The 21,672-nt window shown below is 72.3% G+C and carries 21 protein-coding genes; 3 read left to right on the top strand and 18 right to left on the bottom strand.

Going from position 1 to position 21,672, the window contains the following annotated elements; genetic code table 11:
- Window positions 1–98 precede the first annotated feature (98 nt).
- The 13 genes from H7344_RS03070 to dop all read right to left on the bottom strand — a co-directional run bounded on the left by H7344_RS03070 (window position 99) and on the right by dop (window position 13,350).
- Complete coding sequence (locus H7344_RS03070) at window positions 99–2,894, bottom strand: DEAD/DEAH box helicase (RefSeq protein WP_186344513.1); 2,796 nt, start codon at window positions 2,892–2,894, stop codon at window positions 99–101.
- Window positions 2,891–3,772, bottom strand: a complete 882-nt coding sequence (locus H7344_RS03065; RefSeq protein WP_186344512.1) for a diacylglycerol kinase — start codon at window positions 3,770–3,772, stop codon at window positions 2,891–2,893. The genes H7344_RS03070 and H7344_RS03065 overlap by 4 nt, the downstream gene beginning before the upstream one ends.
- 24 nt (window positions 3,773–3,796) lie before the next feature.
- Window positions 3,797–4,240 carry a hypothetical protein gene (locus tag H7344_RS03060; protein WP_186344511.1) on the bottom strand — a complete coding sequence of 148 codons (444 nt, stop codon included), beginning with the start codon at window positions 4,238–4,240 and terminating at the stop codon, window positions 3,797–3,799.
- Window positions 4,241–4,247: 7 nt separating this feature from the next.
- The gene (gene tatC, locus H7344_RS03055) at window positions 4,248–5,093 is read right to left on the bottom strand and encodes a twin-arginine translocase subunit TatC (RefSeq protein ID WP_186344510.1); all 846 of its coding nucleotides are present in this window, start codon (window positions 5,091–5,093) and stop codon (window positions 4,248–4,250) included.
- Window positions 5,094–5,104: 11 nt separating this feature from the next.
- Window positions 5,105–5,377 carry a Sec-independent protein translocase subunit TatA gene (gene tatA / locus H7344_RS03050; RefSeq protein WP_186344509.1) on the bottom strand — a complete coding sequence of 91 codons (273 nt, stop codon included), beginning with the start codon at window positions 5,375–5,377 and terminating at the stop codon, window positions 5,105–5,107.
- Between the two features lie 8 nt (window positions 5,378–5,385).
- Window positions 5,386–6,453 (bottom strand): helix-turn-helix transcriptional regulator, encoded by a 1,068-nt coding sequence (locus H7344_RS03045; protein WP_186344508.1) that lies wholly within the window; start codon window positions 6,451–6,453, stop codon window positions 5,386–5,388.
- A complete protein-coding gene (locus tag H7344_RS03040) occupies window positions 6,450–7,490 on the bottom strand; it encodes a helix-turn-helix transcriptional regulator (RefSeq protein ID WP_186344507.1) in 1,041 nt (346 codons plus the stop codon). The genes H7344_RS03045 and H7344_RS03040 overlap by 4 nt, the downstream gene beginning before the upstream one ends.
- Before the next feature lie 52 nt (window positions 7,491–7,542).
- A complete protein-coding gene (locus tag H7344_RS21035) occupies window positions 7,543–8,496 on the bottom strand; it encodes an FKBP-type peptidyl-prolyl cis-trans isomerase (protein ID WP_186344506.1) in 954 nt (317 codons plus the stop codon).
- Window positions 8,497–8,572: 76 nt separating this feature from the next.
- A complete protein-coding gene (pafA, locus tag H7344_RS03030; protein ID WP_166190984.1) occupies window positions 8,573–9,934 on the bottom strand; it encodes a Pup--protein ligase in 1,362 nt (453 codons plus the stop codon).
- A gap of 52 nt (window positions 9,935–9,986) precedes the next feature.
- Window positions 9,987–10,769 (bottom strand): proteasome subunit alpha, encoded by a 783-nt coding sequence (gene prcA / locus H7344_RS03025; protein WP_186344505.1) that lies wholly within the window; start codon window positions 10,767–10,769, stop codon window positions 9,987–9,989.
- On the bottom strand, window positions 10,766–11,623 hold the full coding sequence (gene prcB, locus H7344_RS03020) for a proteasome subunit beta (RefSeq protein ID WP_186344504.1): 858 nt from the start codon (window positions 11,621–11,623) through the stop codon (window positions 10,766–10,768). The genes prcA and prcB overlap by 4 nt, the downstream gene beginning before the upstream one ends.
- A gap of 3 nt (window positions 11,624–11,626) precedes the next feature.
- On the bottom strand, window positions 11,627–11,824 hold the full coding sequence (locus H7344_RS03015) for a ubiquitin-like protein Pup (RefSeq protein WP_166190990.1): 198 nt from the start codon (window positions 11,822–11,824) through the stop codon (window positions 11,627–11,629).
- Between the two features lie 17 nt (window positions 11,825–11,841).
- Window positions 11,842–13,350, bottom strand: a complete 1,509-nt coding sequence (gene dop / locus H7344_RS03010; RefSeq protein ID WP_186344503.1) for a depupylase/deamidase Dop — start codon at window positions 13,348–13,350, stop codon at window positions 11,842–11,844.
- 39 nt (window positions 13,351–13,389) lie between these two features.
- Between dop and H7344_RS03005 the strand changes: the two genes are divergently transcribed.
- Complete coding sequence (locus tag H7344_RS03005; protein ID WP_186344502.1) at window positions 13,390–14,013, top strand: class I SAM-dependent methyltransferase; 624 nt, start codon at window positions 13,390–13,392, stop codon at window positions 14,011–14,013.
- Window positions 14,010–14,492, top strand: a complete 483-nt coding sequence (locus H7344_RS03000) for an aminoacyl-tRNA deacylase (protein ID WP_186344501.1) — start codon at window positions 14,010–14,012, stop codon at window positions 14,490–14,492. The genes H7344_RS03005 and H7344_RS03000 overlap by 4 nt, the downstream gene beginning before the upstream one ends.
- A gap of 164 nt (window positions 14,493–14,656) precedes the next feature.
- On the opposite strand, the gene arc is transcribed toward H7344_RS03000, so the two are convergent.
- The 3 genes from arc to H7344_RS02985 all read right to left on the bottom strand — a co-directional run bounded on the left by arc (window position 14,657) and on the right by H7344_RS02985 (window position 18,763).
- Complete coding sequence (arc, locus tag H7344_RS02995; protein WP_186344500.1) at window positions 14,657–16,435, bottom strand: proteasome ATPase; 1,779 nt, start codon at window positions 16,433–16,435, stop codon at window positions 14,657–14,659.
- Window positions 16,436–16,590: 155 nt separating this feature from the next.
- Window positions 16,591–17,550 (bottom strand): tRNA (adenine-N1)-methyltransferase, encoded by a 960-nt coding sequence (locus tag H7344_RS02990; protein WP_186344499.1) that lies wholly within the window; start codon window positions 17,548–17,550, stop codon window positions 16,591–16,593.
- Window positions 17,551–17,560: 10 nt separating this feature from the next.
- On the bottom strand, window positions 17,561–18,763 hold the full coding sequence (locus tag H7344_RS02985; protein WP_186344498.1) for a site-2 protease family protein: 1,203 nt from the start codon (window positions 18,761–18,763) through the stop codon (window positions 17,561–17,563).
- A gap of 62 nt (window positions 18,764–18,825) precedes the next feature.
- Between H7344_RS02985 and H7344_RS02980 the strand changes: the two genes are divergently transcribed.
- The gene (locus H7344_RS02980) at window positions 18,826–19,740 is read left to right on the top strand and encodes a RecB family exonuclease (protein ID WP_186344497.1); all 915 of its coding nucleotides are present in this window, start codon (window positions 18,826–18,828) and stop codon (window positions 19,738–19,740) included.
- Between the two features lie 12 nt (window positions 19,741–19,752).
- Here the strand turns inward: H7344_RS02980 and H7344_RS02975 are convergent, their stop codons facing one another.
- Both H7344_RS02975 and H7344_RS02970 read right to left on the bottom strand, forming a co-directional pair.
- Window positions 19,753–20,379 carry a response regulator gene (locus tag H7344_RS02975; RefSeq protein WP_186344496.1) on the bottom strand — a complete coding sequence of 209 codons (627 nt, stop codon included), beginning with the start codon at window positions 20,377–20,379 and terminating at the stop codon, window positions 19,753–19,755.
- Window positions 20,376–21,632, bottom strand: a complete 1,257-nt coding sequence (locus H7344_RS02970; RefSeq protein WP_186344495.1) for a sensor histidine kinase — start codon at window positions 21,630–21,632, stop codon at window positions 20,376–20,378. Before H7344_RS02970 ends, H7344_RS02975 begins: the two co-directional genes overlap by 4 nt.
- Window positions 21,633–21,672 lie beyond the last annotated feature (40 nt).

Here is a 21,672-nt window from a genome sequence, read left to right as displayed (position 1 = left end):
CGAGGTTCCGGGCGTTCAGCCGCTACTTCCCAGCAAATGAACGATCGTCGACGCCCCCGCCCGTCCGCGCCCGAGCAGCGGCGGGGGCGGGGACGGGGTCAGTCGGCGATGGCGGAGTAGGCGACGACGCCGCGGCGCAGGCGCTTGACGACGTCGCGGGCGGTGCCGCGGACGGGTGAGTCGCCGGCGGCGTCGGCGACCTGGCCGGCGAGGTCGAGGAGCTGCTTCATCCAGCGGACGAAGTCGCCGGCGGCGAGCTCCGAGGCGCCGAGCACGTCGTCGAGCTCGTCGCCCTCGGCCCAGCGGTAGGCCATCCAGGCGAAGCCGAGGTCGGGCTGGCGCAGGAAGTCGAGACGGTGCTCCTTCTCCAGCCGGTCGAGGTCGGCCCAGAGCCGCATCATCTCCTCGACGACCGACCGCACCCGCCCGCCCGGGATCCGCGGCGAGGACTGGTCGTCGGCCCGGCGCGCCTCGAAGACGAGCACCGACAGCACGGCCGCGAGCTCGGAGGCGGTGAGGTCGTCCCAGAGACCGTGCCGCATGCACTCCGCGGCGAGCAGGTCCATGTCGGAGTAGAGCCGCATCAGGTGGCGCCCCCGGTCGGTGACCTCCTCGCCGTCGAGGTAGTCCAGGTCGGTCAGCACGTCGCAGACCCGGTCGAACTGACGAGCGACGGTGTTGGTGCGGTTCTCGACGCGGCGCGCGAGCGTGGCGGCGTCCCGCTCGAGCTTGTAGTACCGCTCGGCCCACCGACTGTGGTCCTCGCGCTCCGGGCAGGCGTGGCACGGGTGCGCCTTGAGCTGGCGACGCAGCTCGGCGACCTCGGGGTCGACGTCTGCCTCCGGGGAACCCTTGCGGCGTCGCACCGCCGTGGGCGGGAGGTCGCGCGTCCGCTCCCGCAGCGCCGAGGCCAGGTCGCGCCGCATCTGCGGGTTGCGTCCGTTGAAGCTGCGCGGCACCCGGAGCCGGGTCAGCGACTCGACGGGCGTCTGGAAGTCCATCATCGCGAGGCGACGCGCCTGGCGGTCCAGCGTGACGACGTACGGCCGCGGCCCCTCGTCGCTGTAGCCGGGGTCGACCACGACGGCGTACCCGGCGAACTTGCCGGACGGCACGTCGATGACGTCGCCGACCTTGAGCCGCGCCAGCGAGGCGATCACCTCGTCGCGACGGTCCTGCCGCCGTGACCGGCTGGCCTCCTTCTCGACGTCGGAGATGCGGCGGCGGAGCGCGGCGTACTCCATGAAGTCGCCGAGGTGGCACTGCGCGGCGTCGCGGTAACCCTGCAGCGCGTCCTCGCTCTTGCGCAGCTGCCGCGCGAGCCCGACGACGGCCTTGTCGGCCTGGAACTGCGCGAAGGACTGCTCGAGCAGCTCGCGCGACCGGGCCCGGCCGAACTGGTTCACCAGGTTGACCGCCATGTTGTACGACGGGCGGAACGACGAGCGGAGCGGGTAGGTGCGGGTGGAGGCGAGGCCGGCCAGCTCGCGCGGGTTCATCCCCGGCTGCCACATGACGACGCCGTGGCCCTCGACGTCGAGGCCGCGACGGCCGGCGCGGCCGGTGAGCTGGGTGTACTCCCCCGGCGTGATGTCGGCGTGCGTCTCGCCGTTCCACTTGCTGAGCTTCTCGATGACGACCGTGCGGGCCGGCATGTTGATGCCGAGCGCGAGGGTCTCGGTCGCGAAGACGACCTTGCAGAGCCCGCGGAGGAACAGCTTCTCGACGCACTGCTTGAACGCCGGCAGCATGCCGGCGTGGTGGGCGGCGACGCCGCGGCTGAGCGCCTCGAGGAAGTCGTGGTAGCCGAGGACGTGGAGGTCCTCCTTGGCCAGGTGGCGGGTCGCCTCCTCGACGTAGGTGTGGATCTCGTCGCGCTCGGCGGGGGTGGTGAGCCGCACGCCTGCGTTGAGGCACTGGGTCACGGCCGCGTCGCAGCCGACGCGGCTGAAGATGAAGACGATGGCCGGCAGCAGGTTCTCCCGCTCGAGGCGGTCGATGACGTCGTACCGGCTGGGGATCCACACCCGCCGGCCGTTGCCGACCTGCCGGGCGCCCCGAGCGCCCGATCCGCGCGGTGAGCGGCGGTCCTTGATCCGGGAGGCGGCCCAGTCGTCGCGGGCGACCTTCATCAGCTCGTCGTTGACCGGCGCACCCTCCTTGACGAAGCCGGCGGCCGCGTCGACGTCGGAGGAGGCGAACAGGTCGAGCAGCCGCCGTCCGACCATGACGTGCTGGTAGAGCGGGACGGGCCGCTTCTCCTCGACGATCGTCGCGGTGTCGCCGCGGACGGTCTCCAGCCACTCGCCGAACTCCTCGGCGTTGGAGACCGTCGCCGACAGCGAGACCAGAGAGACCGACTCGGGGAGGTGGATGATGACCTCCTCCCAGACCGCGCCGCGGGCGCGGTCGGCGAGGTAGTGGACCTCGTCCATGACCACGAAGCCGAGCCCGATGAGGGTGCGCGAGCCGGCGTAGAGCATGTTGCGCAGGACCTCGGTGGTCATCACGACGATCGGCGCCTCGCCGTTGACGACGTTGTCGCCGGTCAGCAGGCCGACCTGCTCGGGTCCGTAGCGGCGGACCAGGTCGTTGTACTTCTGGTTCGACAGCGCCTTGATCGGCGTCGTGTAGAACGCCTTGCGGCCGGTCGCGAGCGCGAGGTGGATGGCGAACTCGCCGACGATCGTCTTGCCCGACCCGGTGGGCGCCGCGACGAGCACGCCACGGCCCTCCTCGATGTGCTCGCAGGCGCGGACCTGGAAGTCGTCGAGCGGGAAGTCGTGGAGCGCGCGGAAGTCCTTGAGGACCGGGTGCTGCTTGGTGGCGCGGTACGCCGCGTAGCGCTGCGCGGGGGTGAGCTGCTGGTCGTCGGTCTCGTCAGCGGTGCTCATGCGAGAACGGTAAGCGCGCCGGGCACGGCCTCGACGGTCAGGGGCAGCGGGCCGAACCGCTCGCCGTCGGCGTACGCCACGATGCCCGGCGCCGCGACGGTGACGGTGCGGGCGCGGTGGTGCTCGTACTGCGGCAGCCGCGTGTGGGTGCCCTGGAACAGACGCGGGTAGGCCCGCACGAGGCCCACCTTGCTCAGCGGCTTGATGATCACGACGTCCAGCATGCCGTCGTCGAGCAAGGCGCCCTCGGCGATGCGCAGGCCGCCGCCGAACGACGGCCCGTTGCCGACCGCGACGAGCATCGCGTCCGTGCGGATCCGGCGGCCGTCGACCTCGATCGTGTACGGCAGCGGCTCGAAGACCCGCAGCTCGGCGAGGGTCGCGAGGTTGTAGCGCATCTGGCCGCGCGGCCAGGTCATCGCGTTGGCGCGCTCGTTGACGATCGCGTCGAAGCCCGCGGCGAGGACAGTCACGAACCACCGCGAGCCGGACCGGGCCAGGTCGATGGTGCGGGTGCGGCCGGCGATGACCCGGTCGGCGGCCGCGAGCGGGTCCGTGCGGGGGACGTCGAAGTACCGGGCCACGTCGTTGCCGGTGCCGGCGGGCACGAGGCCGAGCGGGACGCCGGTACCGGCAAGTGCCTGCACGCCGAGGTGCGCCATGCCGTCGCCGCCGCAGACGACCAGCGCCTCGACGCCGTCGGCGACGGCGGCGCGGGCGAGGTCGAGCGCCTCGTCGGCGTCGCGGCCCACCAGGTCCCTCACCAGCAGGCCCGCGTCGCGGAACCGTCCGAGCGCGGCCGCCCGGTGCCGGGCGCCCCGGCCCTGGCCGGCGGTGGGGTTCGTCAGGAGCGCGATCTCGCGGGAGCTGCCGGCCACGGGCGGACCCTACCGGCGCGCGGCCTACCGCGAGCCGCGTTCGGTGCCGATCCGCAGGTGCGCGGCGTACCGCTCGGGGTCCGCGCCCACCGCCCGGGCCAGCCGCTCCAGGGCGTCGAGCACCCGGTCGGCGGTGAACGACGTCCCCGGCACGGCGAGGGTCAGCCGCTCGCCACGGCGTACGACGTCGACCTGGCCGTGCCGCCAGGCCTGGTGCGCGCGGCGGCGAGCGGCCTCGTCGGCGACCGGCGCGGGCCAGGCCTCGTCGACGGCGAGCAGGTCGCAGGCGAGCTCGTCGGCGCCGTCCGCCGGCCCACGGGCGAGCCGGCCACGGACCAGGTGGCCGGTGCGCACCCCGGACTCCGGGCGCCAGGCGACCTCGCCGGTGCCGAGCCACTCGGGCAGGTCGAACGGGTCGACCGGCGCCAGCCCGTGCTGGTCGTCCTGGTCCCCCGGCGGCGGCGTCACAGAAGCATCACAGCGGTGAGAGGGCGTCGTCGTCCCACTGGTCGGTGCGGTCCGCACCCCGGCCGCGGGAGCGGTCCACGAGCCGGGCGATGACCTCGGCGACGACGAAGAGCAGCAGCATCGGCAGGGCGAGCATGAGCATGGAGAACGGGTCGGTCGAGGGCGTGGCGACGGCGGCGAAGACGAAGGTGCCGATGATGATCCAGGGCCGGTAGCGGCCCAGGGCCTTGCCGCTGACCACGCCGGCGAGGTTGAGCATGATGACGAACAGCGGGATCTCGAAGGCGACGCCGAAGACGAGCAGCATGCGGGTGAAGAACCCGAAGTACTCGCCGAACTCCACGAGGTTCTCCAGCCCGTCGGGGGTGAACCCGATGAGGACCTCGAGGCCCTTGGGCAGCACGTAGTAGCCCGTGCCGACGCCGAGGAAGAAGATGGGGCCGGCGATGGCGGCGAAGACCCGGGTCCAGCGCCGCTCGTGGGCGTGCAGGCCGGGCACGATGAACGCCCAGATCTGGTAGAGCCAGAACGGGCTGCTCGCCACGATCGCGGCGACCCCGGCGAGCTTGAGCTGCAGCAGCAGCGGGCCGCCGGCGGAGGCGATGTAGGCCTTGGTCTCGGCCTGGCCCTCGAGCGCGGCCTGGGCGTCGTTGTAGGGGTCGAGGATCAGGTCGAGCAGCCACGGGTCGTAGACCACGAGCCCGATGACGAAGGCGATGAGGAAGAACACCGTCGCCTTGAGCAGGCGCGCGCGCAGCTCACGCAGGTGGTCGGACAGCGCCATGCGGCCGTCCGCGCCCACCGGGTGGTGCGGTCGACCGCGGAAGAGGTCGAGGACCCCGGAGATGGACAAGCGGGGGCGGGTCAGGCGGTGTCGCCGCGGCGCTGGCGCTCGGTCTCGGTGTCGAGCTGCGCCTGCTGGCGGGCCTCGATCTCGCGCTGCTCGGTGGTCTTCGTGGCGTCGCTGTCGGCGTCGTCGTCGTCCATCAGGCCCTTGGTCTCGGCCTTGAAGATGCGCAGCGCGCGACCGCTGCCACGAGCCAGCTCGGGGAGCTTGGAGGCACCGAACAACAGGATCAGCACGGCCAGGATGATGAGCAGCTCGGTGGTGCCGAGACCTGCGACGAGCGGAAGCATGAGGGTCCTCACGTGTGCTGGGGTGCTGGGTGGTCGTGCTGGGCCCATCCTACGCCGGGGGCCCGGTAGTGCTCGAGCGCTTCCGCCGCTGCGGCGGTGAACACCTCGGTGAACTCCTCGGGAACGAGCACCCGCGCGTGCGGGGCCAACCGGAGCAGCAGGCGCAGCAGCCAGCGGTCGTCGGCCACGACGAGGTCGACCTCGAGCGAGCCGTCGGCCGCGGAACGGGCATCCTCGACCGGGTAGTACTCGGTCACCCACCGCGCGGGCGGCTCGAGGCGCAGCGTGACCCGCCGGGTCTCCTCGGACTGGCTGAAGATCCCCTCGCTCAGGTCGCGCGGGGCGGCCGGCTCGGTCTCGATCGGCCGGTCCAGGACCTCGAGCTCGTGGATCCGGTCCAGCCGGAACAGCCGCGGCGCCTCGGCGCCGTGGTCCCACGCGTCGAGGTAGGAGAAGCCGTGGTGGTTGACCACGCCGCGCGGGTCGACGACCCGGACCGACTGCTCGTCCCGGCTCGGCACCCAGTAGGTCATCCGCACCTGGCGGCGCTCGTCCGCGGCCTGCTGCAGCCGCGTCGCGCGCAGCGCCAGGTCGACGTCGGCGGCGTCGAGCCCGGGGTCCACCTGGGGTGCGGCCTCGGCGGCGGCCGCCTCGAGCTTGCCGAGCGCCCGGTCGACGATGCCGCGGGTCTCCTCCCCCGCGCCCTCCCGCAGCGCCCGGAGGGCCACGATGATCGCGGTCGCCTCGGTGGGCGTGAGCCGCAGCGGCCGAGCGAGGTAGTCGGCGTTCGAGACCCGGATGACGCCGTCGGCCTCCGGCCCCTCGAGCGAGTCGAGGTCGACGTCGATGAGGTCGTCGGGATAGCCGCCGGGCAGGCCGACCATGAGCAGCACCTTGAGGTCCTTGACGACCTGGTCGGGCGCGACGCCCAGCGCCGCGGCCGCGTCGTCCACGCGGACCTGCCCGTGGGCGTGGAGGTACGGCACGAGCGCCAGCAGCCGCCCCACCTGGTCCTTGGCCCCGCTGGCCGGCTGCTTCGCCGGCTGCTTGTCGGAGGGAGTACGCCGCGCGCTCACGACGCCTGCCCCGCCGTCGGGTCCAGGGTCGGGTCCAGCGACGGGTCCAGCGACGGGTCGAGCCTCAGGTCCAGCGCCGCGGAGAGCCGCTGGACCACCTGCTCGCGCAGCCAGGCCGGCTCCTCGACGACGACGTCGGCGCCGTGGGCGAGGATCTCGTCGGCGGCGCCGGGGATGCCGCGCGTCAACACCAGCCGGTCCCACGCGGTCCGCTCGTCCGGGCCGGGGACGCCCACCTGGGTCTCGTCGGCGTTGCGGCGCAGCGCGTACCCGGCGCCCGCCCGCACCAGCACGACGGTGCGGTCGCTGGTCGGAGGTGGCGCCAGCCGGCGGGCCACCTCGCGCACGTCGGTGCCCGGCGGGACGTCGTACGACCCCGGCTCGCCGACCTTGGTCGCCTCGCCCTGCACCCGCGAGAGCCGGAAGACGCGCTCGGCGCCGCGGTCGGTGTCGAGCCCGACGACGTACCACCGGCCGGAGTAGCGCACGACGCCCCACGGCTGCAGGTGGCGGCGTGCCGGTGCGGTGCCCCCGCTGCGGAGGTAGTCGAACTCGACGGGGGTGCGCTCGGTGGTCGCCTCGAGGAACACGTCGAAGGACGGCTCGTCGGCGGTGAGCCGCGGCTCGACGATGTCGAGTGCGCTGACGTCGACGGGCACGCCGAGGGCGACCAGCTTGCGGACCGCCTCGGTGGTGGCGTCGGCCAGCCGGGCGTGCTCCCAGACCTTGGTCGCCAACGCGATCACCGACGCCTCGTCGGCCTCGAGGTCGATCGCCGGCAGCGCGAACTCGTCGGGCCGGATGCGGTAGCCCGGCTCGTCGTCGAAGTAGGCGTCGATCTGCCCGACCTCGATCGGCACGCCGAGCGAGCGCAGCTCGTCCTTGTCGCGCTCGAACATCTTCTCGAACGCCTCGTCGCTGGCCCCCGCGTAGAGGATCGAGCGGATCCGCTCCTTGGGCACGAACCGGCGCTGGACCAGCAGCATGATGAGGAGGTTGAGCAGCCGCTCGGTCTTCTTGCCCGTCGACCCGCTCATCGCTCTCCCGTCGTCACGTGGGTGCGCCCCGGCGCGCGGCCGGGGCGCCGCGTCACTTCGCCGAGACGATGTCGACGACGAAGTACAGGGTGCTGCCGGCCGGGATCGCAGCCTGTGCCTGGTCACCGTAGCCGAGGTCCGGCGGGATGGAGAGCAGGACGCGGCTGCCGACCTTGACCCCGGCGAGGCCGTAGGTCCAGCCCTGCACGACCTGCTGCAGGGAGAACTCCGCGGGCTTCTTCGAGAACGACTCGTCGAACGGCTTGCCGGCGCCGTAGACCATGCCGAGGTAGTCGGCCTTGACGGTGCTGTCCTGGGTGAGGGTCTTGCCCTTGCCCTCGCGGACGACGTACCGCTTCAGGTCGTCGTCGGCCTTCGGCTTCGGCAGCCCCTTGAAGCGCAGGCGGACCGGGTCGCCGCCCTCGCCGAAGACGATGCCGGGCATCTCGTCGGCGCCGACGTCCTCCGGCTTCGGCGGCACGAACTCCTCGACGAGGTCGACCAGGACGAGGACGGTGTCCTTGTTGGCGATGTTGAGCTGCGGGTTGCCGACCTCGCCGAAGGCCTCGTCCGCGGACGCGGTGACCGCGACGCGGGAGCCGATCGTCCGCCCCTCGAGGGCGTCCTCGAAGATCGGCGCGAGGTCGTCGCCGACGGTCAGCGTCTCGGGGCTGCCGCCCTCGTCGTAGGTGCTGTAGGCCTTGGTCTTGGTGAAGCCGTTGCCGATCCAGATGTGGGTGACCACCTGGTCGCCGTCCGCGAGCTCCTCGCCGTCACCCTCGACGACCGTCTCGGCCACGATGTCGCCGGCCTCCATGACGCCGTTCCACTCGACCTTCGGCTGCTTGCCGACGTCGCCAGTGATCTCCACGGCATCGAGGCGCTCCTCGTCACCGCTGACGCCGCTGTCGCCCTCGTCGTCGCCGCACGCGCTCAGCGAGGCGGCCAGGAGGAGCGGGACCAGGGCAAGGGCGGGGCGACGGGTTCGACGGGGGCGTCGGAGCACGGGGTTCACCTTCGGGGATCTGGGGTCGGAGCGGCGCTCACCCTACAAGCGGTCCCTGAGAGCGGCCTGGGGAGGCTCACATGCCGTCGATGAGGCGCTGCACGCGCTCGTCGTAGGCCCGGAACGGGTCCTTGCACAGCACCGTGCGCTGGGCCTGGTCGTTGAGCTTGAGGTGCACCCAGTCGACGGTGAAGTCGCGCCGGCGCTCCTGGGCCTTGCGGATGAACTCGCCGCGAAGGCGGGCGCGCGTGGTCTGCGGCGGCACCGACTTGGCCTCGAAGATCTTCAGGTCCGTGGTCACCCGGGCGACCTTGCCCCGCTTCTCGAGCAGGTAGTAGAGCCCGCGGCCGCGGTGGATGTCGTGGTACGCCAGGTCCAGCTGCGCGATGCGGGGGTGGCCCAGCGGCAGCCCGTGCTTGGCGCGGTAGGCGTCGATGAGCTTCCACTTGATGACCCAGTCGATCTCGGTGTCCACCAGGCCGAGGTCGTCGGACTCGATCGCCTTGAGCCCGCGCTCCCACAGGTCCAGCGCCTGCTCGATGACCGGGGTGCTGATGCCGCGGCGGTCGACGAAGTCGCGCGCCTTCGACAGATACTCCCCCTGGATCTCCAGGGCGCTGGCCTCGCGGCCGTTGGCCAGCCGGACCTTGCGGGTGCCGGTGACGTCGTGGGAGATCTCCCGGATCGCCCGGATCGGGTTCTCCATCGTGAGGTCGCGCATGACGACCCCCTCCTCGATCATGCGCAGCACCAGGTCGCAGCTGGCGACCTTGAGCATGGTCGTGGTCTCGCTCATGTTGGAGTCGCCGACGATGACGTGGAGCCGGCGGTACTTCTCCGCGTCCGCGTGCGGCTCGTCGCGGGTGTTGATGATCGGTCGGCTGCGGGTGGTGGCGCTCGAGACGCCCTCCCAGATGTGCTCCGCGCGCTGGCTCACGCTGTAGCCGGCGCCCCGCGGTGTGTGCGTGACCTTGCCGGCGCCCACGACGATCTGCCGGGTCACCAGGAACGGGATCAGCACGTCCGCGAGGCGGGAGAACTCACCGCTGCGCCCGACCAGGTAGTTCTCGTGGCAGCCGTAGGAGTTGCCGGCGGAGTCGGTGTTGTTCTTGAACAGGTAGATCTCGCCGGCGATGCCCTCGTCGTGCAGCCGCTGCTCGGCGTCGAGCAGCAGCCCCTCGAGGACCCGTTCCCCCGCCTTGTCGTGGGTCACCAGCTCCACGACGTCGTCGCACTCGGGCGTCGCGTACTCCGGGTGGCTGCCGACGTCGAGGTAGAGCCGCGCGCCGTTGCGGAGGAAGACGTTGCTCGAGCGCCCCCAGCTCACGACCTTGCGGAACAGGTAGCGCGCGACCTCGTCGGGCGAGAGCCGACGCTGGCCCTTGAACGTGCACGTGACGCCGTACTCGTTCTCGATCCCGAAGATCCGGCGGTCCATGGCTGAACACTACGCACCGGATGGGCGCCGCGGGGCCGACCCGCGGGCGCGGTCAGGACATCGGCGGGGCCACCGGCGGCTCCGGGTCCGCAGCGGGCGGCTCGGGGTCGGGGTGCACCTGCGACGGCGAGGTCTCGCCCCGTCCACCGAGCAGCACCTCGAGCCGGGCCGGCGCCAGGCGCGAGAACTTCCGCGGCTGGATGCGCGTCCGGTCGAGCACGGCCACCTCGAGGTCGTCGACCGCGATCACGCGGTCCTCCGTCTCGGTGTGGCCGAGCGCGGCGACGGCGGTCTTGAGGGCCTCCTCGAGGGCGGCACCCGAGCGGTAGTGCTCCTTGAGGTGGGCCGTGACGGCCTCGGCGGCGCCGCCCATGACGGCGTACCCGTGCTCGTCGGCGACCTGACCGTCGTACGTCAACCGGTAGATCTGGTCGGACGCGGCCTCGTCACCGATCTCGGCCACGAACAGCTCGACCTCGTAGGGCTTCTCGCCCCCGCTCGAGAAGATGGTGCCGAGGGTCTGCGCGTAGGCGTTGGCGAGGCCGCGGCCGGTGACGTCGCGCCGGTCGTAGGCGTAGCCGCGCATGTCGGCGAGCCGGACGCCGGCGATGCGGAGGTTCTCGAACTCGTTGTAGCGCCCGACCGCGGCGAAGGCGATCCGGTCGTAGATCTCGGAGACCTTGTGCAGCGCCTGCGAGGGGTTCTCGGAGACGAAGAGGACGCCGTCGGCGTACTGCACCGCCACCACGGACCGGCCGCGGGCGATGCCCTTGCGGGCGAAGTCAGCCCGGTCCTTCATCAGCTGCTCGGGCGAGACGTAGAACGGCGTGCTCATCGCGCGTCACCTCCGGTCGAAGGACCGGTCAACGGTGCGGCCGGGCCGTCGGGACGGACCATCCGGCCGGCGACGACGCGGTCGGCGATCTCGGCGACCTCCTCGTCGCGCATCCGGCGGCCGCCCTCGGCGGTGATCACCTGGACGACCGGGAAGATCCGGCGGGCCAGGTCGGGACCACCGGTCGCGGAGTCGTCGTCGGCGGCGTCGTACAGCGCCTGGACGACGACGGTGACGCAGTCCTCGGTGCTGAGGTCCTCGCGGTACAGCTTCTTGAGCGCGCCGCGGGCGAACAGGGAGCCGGAGCCGACCGAGTGGAAGGCGGTCTCCTCGTAGCGACCGCCGGTCACGTCGTAGCTGAAGATCCGGCCCTGGCCGGCGGCGAGGTCGTAGCCGGCGAAGAGCGGCACGACGGCCAGCCCCTGCATCGCCATGCCGAGGTTCCCGCGGATGAGCGCGGCCAGGCGGTTGGCCTTGCCGTCCATCGACAGCGTGGTGCCCTCGATCTTCTCGTAGTGCTCGAGCTCGGTCTGGAACAGGCGGACCATCTCGACCGCGAGGCCCGCGGTGCCGGCGATGCCGACGGCGGAGAACTCGTCGGCCGGGAAGACCTTCTCGATGTCGCGCTGGGCGATGATGTTGCCCATCGTGGCGCGGCGGTCGCCGGCCATGACGACGCCACCGGGGAAGGTCGCCGCGACGATGGTCGTGCCGTGCGGGGCCAGGTCGCCGGCGTTGCCCTGCGGGACGGCGCGGCGCGCCGGCAGCAGGTCAGGAGCCTGCTCGGCGAGGAAGTCGGCGAACGACGAGACGCCCGGCTGCAGGTAGGCAGCGGGCAGACGGGGATCGGACAAGGCCTACTGCCCGCCCTTCTGGATGAAGGACTTCACGAAGTCCTCGGCGTTGGTCTCGAGGACGTCGTCGATCTCGTCGAGCAGGTCGTCGACGTCGCTGTCCAGGGCTTCCTTGCGCTCGGCCACGTCCGTCTCGGGGGCCGTCTCGACGACCTCCTCGGTCTCCGAGGACCGCTTCGGCTGCTTCTGCTCCTGTGCCATGTCCCCAACCTACTCAGTCACCGGGTGAGTGCGGTGAACAAGTCCTCGGCCGTCCGGCACCGGTTGATCAGCTCGCCGACCGACGCCTTGCTGCCCCGCAACGGGTCGAGGGTCGGCACGCGCTGGAGCGAGTCCCGGCCGGGCAGGTCGAAGATCACCGAGTCCCAGGAGGCGGCGGCGACGTGCTCGGCGTACTTCTCCAGGCAGCGGCCGCGGAAGTAGGCGCGGGTGTCCTCAGGCGGGTCGTGCATCGCGGACTCGACCGCGGCGTCGTCGAGCAGCCGCTCGATGCGACCCGCGGCGGCGAGCCTGGCGTAGAGGCCCTTCTCGGGGCGGATGTCGGAGTACTGCAGGTCGATCAGCGCCAGCTTCGCGTCGTCCCAGTCCAGGCCGTCGCGGGAGCGGTAGGACTCCAGCAGCTTCAGCTTCGCGACCCAGTCGAGCTCGCCGGCGCACAGCATCGGGTCGCGCTCGAGCCGGTCCAGGACCGACTCCCAGCGGGCGAGCACGTCGACGGTCTGGGGGTCGGCGTCGGCGCCGTACCGGTCCTCGACGTACTTGCGGGCCAGGTCGAGGTACTCCAGCTGCAGCTGGACGCCCGTCAGCCGGCGACCGTCGCGCAGCGTGACCGTCTGCTTCAGGGTCGGGTCGTGGGAGACGGCGCGCAGCGCGGAGACCGGGCCGTCGACGGAGAGGTCGACGTTGACGAACCGGTCCTCGATCATCGCCAGCACCAGCGCGGTCGTGCCGACCTTGAGGTACGTCGACACCTCGGCGAGGTTGGCGTCGCCGATGATGACGTGGAGCCGGCGGTACTTCTCCGGGTCGGCGTGCGGCTCGTCGCGAGTGTTGATGATCGGGCGCTTGAGCGTCGTCTCCAGGCCCACCTCGACCTCGAAGAAGTCCGCGCGCTGGCTCACCTGGTAGCCGTGCTCGCGCCCGTCCTGGCCGATCCCGACCCGGCCCGCGCCGGTGACGACCTGGCGGCTGACGAAGAACGGCGTCAGGTGCTTGACGATCTCCGCGAACGGGGTGGACCGCCGCATCAGGTAGTTCTCGTGCGCCCCGTAGGACGCGCCCTTGCCGTCGGTGTTGTTCTTGTACAGCGCGATGGGCGACCCGCCGGGCAGCAGCGCGGCGCGGCGCTGGGCGTCGAGCATCACCTGCTCCCCCGCCTTGTCCCAGCGCACGATGTCGAGCGGCGTGGTGACCTCGGGCGTGGAGTACTCCGGGTGGGCGTGGTCGACGTAGAGCCGGGCGCCGTTGGTCAGGATGACGTTGGCCAGGCCCAGGTCCTCGTCGGTCAGCTGGCTGGCGTCGGCGACCTGGCGGGACATGTCGAAGCCGCGGGCGTCGCGCAGCGGCGACTCCTCCTCGAAGTCCCACCGCGCCCGGCGCGCCTTGGCCGTCGCGGAGGCATAGGCGTTGACCACCTGCGAGGAGGCGACCATCGGGTTGGCCAGCGGCTGGCCGGTCACCGAGATCCCGTACTCGACCTCGGTGCCCATCACTCGGCGGACGCTCATGCTCCGAGCCTACGGGGGCAGCGCGCCTAGGCTGGGCGGATGGGTCTGTGGACCGAACGGGTCGTCCCCCACCTCACCGACCGCGCGCTCGCCGGCGGCGAGGTCACCACGCTGCGCGAGGCCGCCTGCGAGGGCCTGGCCGGGCGCGTGCTCGAGATCGGGTTCGGCAGCGGTGCCAACCTCCCGTGCTACCCACCCGAGGTGGTCTCCGTCGACGCCGTCGAGCCCTCCGACGTCGGCTGGCGGATGTCCGCCGGCCGTCGTGCGGCGGCCCGCGTGCCGGTGCACCGGACCGGGCTGGACGGCCAGCGGCTGGACGCCGGGGACGCGGCGTACGACGCCGTGCTGTCGACGTTCACGCTCTGCACCATCCCGGACCCCTCGCTCGCGCTGGCAGAGGTACGCCGGGTGCTGCGACCCGGCGGGTCGTTTCACTTCCTCGAGCACGGCCTGGCGCCGGACGCCAAGGTGGCCGCCTGGCAACGCCGGCTCGACCCCGTGCAACGGACCGTGTGCGGCGGCTGCCACCTCAGCCGCGACGTGCCGGCCCTGGTGGCTGCCGCCGGGCTGGTCGTCGAGGACCTCGAGGAGTCCTACCTCCCCGGCCCGGCCGTCTCCCGGCCGTGGACCCACGCGTTCGTGGGTCGCGCGGTGGCGCCGTGAGTGGTCACGCGCGGGTCGTCGCGGCGGCTCGCGAGCTCGGGCTCGACGTCGAGGTGACCCGGCACGGCCCGGTGCGATCGTTGGCGGAGGCGGCCGCTGCGCGCGGGGTGGAGCCCCGCCGGCTCGTCAAGACGATGGTCGTGCGGGTGGCCGAGGGCGACCACCGGTTCGTCCTGGTGCCCGGCGACCGGGAGATCGCCTGGCCCAAGCTGCGCGGGCTGCTCGGCGTCAACCGCCTGACGATGGCGTCCGCGGACGAGGCGCTGCGGGTGACCGGCTACGAACGGGGCACGATCACGCCCCTGGGCAGCCGGACCGCCCTCCCGGTCGTCGCCGACGCGTCCGTCGCCGGACGGATCTCGATCGGCGGAGGTGAGCACGGGGTCGGGGTGACCGTCGAGGCCGACGACCTCCTCGCCGCGCTGGGCGCGGAGGTCGCCGACGTCACCGACGTCACCGACGTCGTCCCGTCGGACTAGGGACTCCTCAGCGCCGGCGCAGCAGCATCGAGCCGACGTAGAGGATCGCCAGGACGACGAGGACGATCAGCAGGATCTTGAGCACAGGGGTCTCCTTGTCCGGGCGGCCTCGGGGTGGCCGCCGCGCCGGGACCGTTACCCGCGACAGTCCCGGCGCGAACGGATCAGAGGTACTGGCCGGTGTTGGCGACGGTGTCGATGGACCGGCCGGGCTCGGTGCCCTGCTTGCCGCTGATGAGGGTGCGGATGAAGACGATCCGCTCCCCCTTCTTGCCCGAAATCCGCGCCCAGTCGTCGGGGTTGGTGGTGTTCGGGAGGTCCTCGTTCTCCTTGAACTCGTCGACGCACGCCTGCAGGAGGTGGGCGACCCGGAGGCCGCGCTGATCCTGCTCGAGGAAGTCCTTGATGGCCATCTTCTTCGCGCGGTCGACGATGTTCTGGATCATCGCGCCGGAGTTGAAGTCCTTGAAGTACAGGACCTCCTTGTCGCCGTTGGCGTAGGTGACCTCGAGGAACCGGTTCTCCTCGGTCTCGGCGTACATCCGCTCGACCGTCGCCCGGATCATGCCGCCCACCGTTGCCTCGCGGTCCCCGCCGAACTCGGCGAGGTCGTCTGCGTGGAGGGGGAGGTCGGGGGTGAGGTACTTGGAGAAGATGTCGCGTGCGGACTCGGCGTCGGGCCGCTCGATCTTGATCTTCACGTCGAGGCGACCGGGCCGCAGGATCGCGGGGTCGATCATGTCCTCGCGGTTCGAGGCGCCGATGACCAGGACGTTTTCCAGCAGCTCGACGCCGTCGATCTCGCTGAGCAGCTGCGGGACGATGGTGTTCTCGACGTCGGAGGAGACGCCGGACCCACGGGTGCGGAACAGCGAGTCCATCTCGTCGAAGAACACGATGACCGGCGTGCCGGTGCTGGCCTTCTCCCGCGCCCGCTGGAACACCAGCCGGATGTGGCGCTCGGTCTCACCGACGTACTTGTTGAGCAGCTCGGGGCCCTTGATGTTCAGGAAGTAGGACTTCACCTCCTGGCCCGCGCCGTCCGTGCCGTGCCGTGCGGCGACCTTCTTGGCCAGCGAGTTCGCGACCGCCTTGGCGATCAGCGTCTTGCCGCAGCCGGGAGGGCCGTAGAGCAGCACGCCCTTGGGCGGCTTGAGCTGGTGCTCGCGGAAGAGCTCGGGGTAGAGGTACGGCAGCTCGACCGCGTCCTGGATCTGCTCGATCTGGCCGCCGAGGCCGCCGATGGACTCGTAGGCGATGTCGGGGACCTCCTCGAGGACGAGCTCCTCGACCTCCGACTTCGGGACCTTCTCGTAGACGTAGCCGGCACGGGAGTCCAGCAGCAGGCTGTCGCCGGCGCGGATCGTCTCCCCGCGCAGCGGCTCGGCCAGCCGCACGATGCGCTCCTCGTCGGCGTTGGCGATGACCAGGGCGCGGTCGCCGTCGGCGAGCACCTCCTTGAACATCACGACCTCGCCGACCTGCTCGAACTCGAGCGCGGCGACGACGTTCAAAGCCTCGTTGAGCATGACCTCCTGGCCGCGGCGCAGGGTGTCGAGGTCGACGGACGGGCTGACGTTGACCCGGAGCTTGCGGCCGCCGGTGAAGACGTCGACCGAGTCGTCGTCGTTGCGGGCGAGGAAGGTGCCGAATCCAGCCGGCGGCTGGGCGAGCCGGTCGACCTCCTCCTTGAGCTTCATGATCTGGTCGCGGGCCTCGCGCAGCGTGCTGGCGAGCCGCTCGTTCTGCGACGTCACTGCGGCGAGCGAGCGCTGCGCGTCGGCGAGCCGGAGCTCGAGGCCGCGGTTGTGCGAGGGCGAGTCGCTCAGGCGGCGCCTGAGGTCGGTGACCTCGGCCTCCAGGAACCGGACGTGGCTCGCGAGCTCCTCCGGGCTGGGACCGTCCTGAGCGCGGCTGCCCGAGCTGGGGATGTCGGATGTCATCGGCGCACCTCCTCGTGTGCCGCGACCCTACCCGCGGATCCTGACGACGGAAGGGGGTGAACCGCCGGGATGGTCACGATTCGGACGCGGCCCGTCGACGGTCCCCGCCCCGGCCCCGCCCCAGCCCCTGTCCGGCCCCGGTGCGGGTCCGGTGATCAGTCCTCGACGACGGGCTCCTCGACCGGTACGCCGGGCGGGCGCGGGCCGGTGTAGTCCGGGCCGTAGGCGCCGGGCGCCGGGCGCCGCTTCTTCAGCGGCGGCCGCTGCCCCGGGGCCATCCGCCGGGCGGTCACGAGGAACGCCGTGTGGCCGATCATCTTGTGGCCCGGCCGGACCGCGAGCCCCTCGACGTGCCAGTCCCGCACGAGCGACTCCCACGGCTGGGGCTCGGTGAACCCGCCGTGGAGCCGCACGGTCTCGACGAACCGCGAGAGCTGCGTGGTGGTGGCGACGTACGCGCACACGATGCCGCCGGGGACCAGCGCGTCCGCGGCGGCGTCCAGGCACTCCCACGGCGCGAGCATGTCGAGGATGATCCGGTCGCAGCGCTCGCCGGACGCGGGCAGCGCCTCGGCGAGGTCGCCGAGGGTGAGCTGCCAGGCGGGGTGGGTCTGGCCGTCGGGGGCGCCGAAGAACTGGGTGACGTTCTTGCGCGCGACGTCGGCGAACTCCTCGCGGCGCTCGTAGGACGACACCTTGCCGAACGGGCCGACCGCGCGCAGCAGCGAGCAGGTCAGGGCACCCGATCCGACGCCGGCCTCGACGACGTGGGCGCCGGGGAAGATGTCGGCCATCGCGACGATCTGGGCGGCGTCCTTGGGGTAGACGACCGCCGCGCCGCGGGGCATGGAGACGACGAACTCCGAGAGCAGCGGCCGGAACACGAGGTACTCCCCGCCGGCCGAGGAGGTGACGGTGAAGCCCTCCTCGCGGCCGATCAGCTCGTCGTGCTCGAGGTGCCCGCGGTTGGAGAAGAAGCGCTTGCCGGCGACCAGCTCGAAGTTGTGGCGGCGGCCCTTCTGGTCGGTCAGCCGCACCCACTCCCCCTCGCGGAGGGGTCCGCGGTGGACCCCCGACCAGGCGTCACGGCTCACGTCGGGCAGGGCGTCGGACATGCGCGGAACCCTAGTGGCGACCCTCGCGGAACGCGCGATCGACGTCGGCGGTCACGAGCACGCCGTAGACGCCCTGGCGCTGGTCCTGGCCCTCGCCCTGGCCCTCGACGAGGAGGTACTCCGTCGCCGGGGTCCGGCTGATCGCCCGGACCAGCTCCTCCCCGGCGAGGCCGGCCGGGATCCGGAGCCCCGGCTCGAGCGTGCGCGCCACGGTGGACGTGGCGACCCAGGGGCGGCGGTCCTCGGGCGTGGCGAGGAGGGCGGCCTCGTTGACCAGGCCGACCGGCGTGCCGTCGGCGGCCACGGTGACGAGGCTGCCGGCCTGCGCGTCCTGCGCGCGGCGTACCGCCTCGGCCAGCGGCAGGTCCTCGGACACCGCGAGGGTACGCCGCGCGAGGTCGCGGGCGACCAGGTGCGGGAGGCGGCGGCGCACCCGAGCGGAGGTGATCGCCGCCGTCGCGCCGGTCCACAGGAACAGCCCGACGACGAACGCCAGCAGGAAGTCCAGCAGCTCGGCCTCCACGCCCAGCAGCGGCTCGAGCGCGAGCGGCCACAGCAGCACCAGGACCGCCGTGATCCGGCCGCCCCACCCGGCCGCGATCGTGCCGCGGTGCTGGTCCTTCGTCGCACCCCACACGGCCGCCTTGAGCACCCGGCCACCGTCGAGCGGCAGCCCGGGCACGAGGTTGAGGACGCCGACGAGCAGGTTGGCCACCGCCAGGCCCTCCACCGCCAGGAGCAGCAGCCCGTCCGGCACCACGAACCACAGCCCGAACGCCGCCGCGCCGACCGCCAGCGACGTCAGCGGACCGACCACGGCGATCGCGAACTCCTGCTTCGGCTTCGTCGTCTCCGCCTCGATCGCGGTCATGCCGCCGAGGAAGTGCAGGGTGATCGAGCTGATCGGGAAGCCGTAGCGCTGCGCCATCACCGCGTGCGACGCCTCGTGGAGCAGCACCGAGAGGTAGAGGACGACCGCGAAGGCCAGCCCGGCGACGTACTTCAGCGCACCGAGACCGGGCTCGACCTGCTCCACGCGCGGGGCGATGACGACAGCGATGAGCGCCGCGACGATGAACCACGAGGACGAGACGAGCACGTCCGCGCCGGCGATGGTGCCGACCTTGAAGGTGCCGGGCGGGCGGCGCGCGGGGCCGGGTCGAGGGCTGCGGTCGGTGGCCCGGCCGTCGCCGGGAGGTTCGGGGTCGGCCACCTCGCCAGCGTATCGGGGCGGTCACGACGCGACTGTCCGTGGGCTCGCCTAGGGTCTGGCCCATGAGCGTGCAGCAGGCCTCGTCCCCCGCCGATCGGGTCTCGACGCCGGTGGACGGGGTCGAGGTGGTCGGCGCGCTGTCCCCGAGCCGGGCGGGTGACTTCCTGACCTGCCCGCTGCTCTACCGCTTCCGGACCGTGGACCGGCTGCCCGAGCCGCCGTCGCCGGACCAGGTGCGGGGCACGGTGGTGCACAAGGTGCTCGAGGACCTCTTCGACCTGCCCGCGGCCGACCGGACGCCGGCGCAGGCGGAGGCGATGCTGGAGCCGGCCTGGGAGCGGCTGCGGGAGGAGTCGCCCGACGTGGCGGCGATGCTCGGCGACGGCGGGCCCGAGGTCGCCGCCTGGTTGGCGTCCTGCCGGACCGTGCTCGAGCGGTACTTCACGCTCGAGGACCCCCAGCGCCTGGAGCCGGCCGAGCGGGAGCTGTACGTCGAGAGCCTGCTGGACTCGAAGCTGCTGCTGCGCGGGTTCGTGGACCGTGTCGACGTCGCTCCGGACGGGTCGATCCGCATCGTCGACTACAAGACCGGGCGGTCGCCGGCGGCCGGCTTCGAGGCCCGCGCGCTGTTCCAGATGAAGTTCTACGCGCTGGTGGTGTGGCGCACCCGCGGGATCGTGCCGGCGGTGCTGCAGCTGGTCTACCTCGGCAACGGGGAGATCCTCCGCTACCGGCCCGACGAGCAGGACCTGCTCGCGACCGAGCGCAAGGTCGAGGCGATCTGGCAGGCGATCCGGTCCGCGGAGGAGAGCGGCGACTGGCGGCCGCGGCGCAGCCGGCTCTGCGACTGGTGCCAGCACCGGTCGCTGTGCCCGGAGTTCGGCGGCACGCCTCCCCCGCTGCCGGACGCCCCGCCGAGCACCGAGTCGAGCACCGGGTCGAGCACCGGGTCGAACACTCAGCCGACGACGGCCTGACGGGTCGAGGCCCTACAGGCCGTTCCGCTCGGCCCAGAGGGCTGCCTGCGTGCGGTCGACGACGCCGATCCGCGCGAACGCCGAGGTCAGGTGCGCCTTCACGGTGCGCTCACTGATGTCGAGTCGACGGGCGATCTGCTTGTTCGCGAGGCCCTCGCGGACCAGCTCGAGCACCTCGGTCTCGCGGTTGGTGAGCTGGACCGGCGGCGGCGCGGCGCGTACGCCGAGCAGCGCGCGCGCTGCTCGAGGGTGGATCGGGGACTCCCCGCGGCTGACCGACCGGATCCCGGCGAGCACGTCGTCGGGGTCGGCGTCCTTGAGCAGGTAGCCCACCGCGCCGGCGTCGAGGGCGCCGACGATGCGCTCGCTGTCGGAGTAGGAGGTCAGCACGAGCACGTCGCTGCGCAGCCCGGCCGCCTTGATGTTGCGGGTGGCCGTGACCCCGTCGACGTTCGGCATCTGGAGGTCCATCAGCACGACGTCGGGGTCGGTCTCGCGCACGACGGTCAGCGCCCGGGCACCGTCCTCGGCCTGGCCGACCACCTCGATGTCGTCGGTGCCGGCGAGGAGCTGCGCCATCCCGGCGCGGATGACGGCGTGGTCGTCGACCAGGACCACGCGGATCGGTGTGCTGCTCACTGCTGGGCCACCTCCATCCGGACCGTCGTGCCTGCGCCGGGCGCCGAGATCACGTCGATCTCGCCGCCGATGTCCTTGACCAGGCTGCGCAGGCCCTTGAGACCGTAGCGGTCCGGGCCGGAGACCGCCGGGTCGAACCCGACGCCGTCGTCGACGACCTCGAGCCGCAGCCGGCTGTCCACGCTGTGCACGGTGACCGCCACGGTCGTGGCGTCCGAGTGCCGCAGGGCGTTGCGCACCGCCTCCTGGGCGACGCGCCAGACGAGCGCGACAGAGGCGTCCGAGGCGCCCTCGATGCCGCTGACGTCGACGGACGCCTGGATCCCCGCGTTGGCCGCCGGTGCGACCAGGTCGTTCAGCGCCGGCTCCAGCCCGTCGGCGTGCAGGTCGGGCGGGTGGATCTCGGCCAGCAGGGAGCGCAGCGCGCGCAGGCTGTCGCGGAGGCTGTCCCCCGCCCCGTCCAGCGTCTGCCGCGCCGGCTCCGGGACCGCGGGGTCGCGGGAGAGCGCCGTGACGGAGAACGTCGTGCCGGCGATGTCCTGGACCACCCCGTCGTGCAGGTCGCGCGCGATCCGGCGCCGCTCGGCGTCCGAGGCGTCGGCGGCGTGGACGAGCAGCCGCTCCCGCTCCTCTCCGGCCCTGGTCAGGCGGCGGGTGAGCAGCCAGAGGATCGGGGTGACGATGACGAGCAGCCCGGCCAGCGAGCCGATGGTGATCCACCGGAATGGCGCCAGGATCTCTTCGCGGCGCTGCTCGATCCGGTCGAGGCTGAAGTAGGCCTCGAACAGCACCGGCTGGTCGTCGACCACCAGCGGTGTGTACACCCGCACGAGCTGCTCGTCGAAGTTCGTGCCGGCGTTCTCCGGGTCGTCCTCGTCCGCGACGGCGTAGCCCGTCCCGCCCTCGCGGAGGACGCGGCGATGGTCGCTGCTCAGCTCGAACGGTGCGCCACTGAGCGCGCCGAGGTCGCTGAAGACCAGCGTCCCGTCGGCGAGCCAGACGTTGATGCGCACCGTCTCGGGGTTGTCGATGAGCAGGCCCTGCTCCGTGAGGTCGCGGAACCTGTCGATGGCCCCGGCCTGCGCGCGCAGCAGCCGCCTATCCATGGCCGGCAGCGCCACAGAGTTCGCCAGGACGACGGTGGTGTTGCGGGCCTCCGCGACGGCTTCGTCCTCGGCGACGTCCTCGGCTATCCAATTCGTGCCGGCGATGATCGCGGTCATCGTCACCACGGCCAGCAGGAGGAACTGCACGACCGGACTGCGCAAGAACCGCACGGCTACCTCTCGACGA

The organism is Nocardioides deserti (assembly GCF_014266025.1).
In the GTDB taxonomy this organism is placed as follows: domain Bacteria; phylum Actinomycetota; class Actinomycetes; order Propionibacteriales; family Nocardioidaceae; genus Nocardioides; species Nocardioides deserti.
The sequence above is the reverse complement of the archived record's forward strand: the minus strand, read 5'-3'. Positions and strand labels throughout refer to the sequence as shown.

What these genes read in the sequence shown, in the direction of transcription:
- H7344_RS03070 (WP_186344513.1), bottom strand. Translation starts at nt 2,894, where the DNA reads ATGAGCACCGCTGACGAGACCGACGACCAGCAGCTCACCCCCGCGCAG.
- tatA (WP_186344509.1), bottom strand. Translation starts at nt 5,377, where the DNA reads ATGCTTCCGCTCGTCGCAGGTCTCGGCACCACCGAGCTGCTCATCATC.
- H7344_RS03040 (WP_186344507.1), bottom strand. Translation starts at nt 7,490, where the DNA reads ATGAGCGGGTCGACGGGCAAGAAGACCGAGCGGCTGCTCAACCTCCTC.
- pafA (WP_166190984.1), bottom strand. Translation starts at nt 9,934, where the DNA reads ATGGACCGCCGGATCTTCGGGATCGAGAACGAGTACGGCGTCACGTGC.
- prcA (WP_186344505.1), bottom strand. Translation starts at nt 10,769, where the DNA reads ATGAGCACGCCGTTCTACGTCTCGCCCGAGCAGCTGATGAAGGACCGG.
- H7344_RS03015 (WP_166190990.1), bottom strand. Translation starts at nt 11,824, where the DNA reads ATGGCACAGGAGCAGAAGCAGCCGAAGCGGTCCTCGGAGACCGAGGAG.
- dop (WP_186344503.1), bottom strand. Translation starts at nt 13,350, where the DNA reads ATGAGCGTCCGCCGAGTGATGGGCACCGAGGTCGAGTACGGGATCTCG.
- H7344_RS03005 (WP_186344502.1), top strand. Translation starts at nt 13,390, where the DNA reads ATGGGTCTGTGGACCGAACGGGTCGTCCCCCACCTCACCGACCGCGCG.
- arc (WP_186344500.1), bottom strand. Translation starts at nt 16,435, where the DNA reads ATGACATCCGACATCCCCAGCTCGGGCAGCCGCGCTCAGGACGGTCCC.
- H7344_RS02990 (WP_186344499.1), bottom strand. Translation starts at nt 17,550, where the DNA reads ATGTCCGACGCCCTGCCCGACGTGAGCCGTGACGCCTGGTCGGGGGTC.
- H7344_RS02980 (WP_186344497.1), top strand. Translation starts at nt 18,826, where the DNA reads ATGAGCGTGCAGCAGGCCTCGTCCCCCGCCGATCGGGTCTCGACGCCG.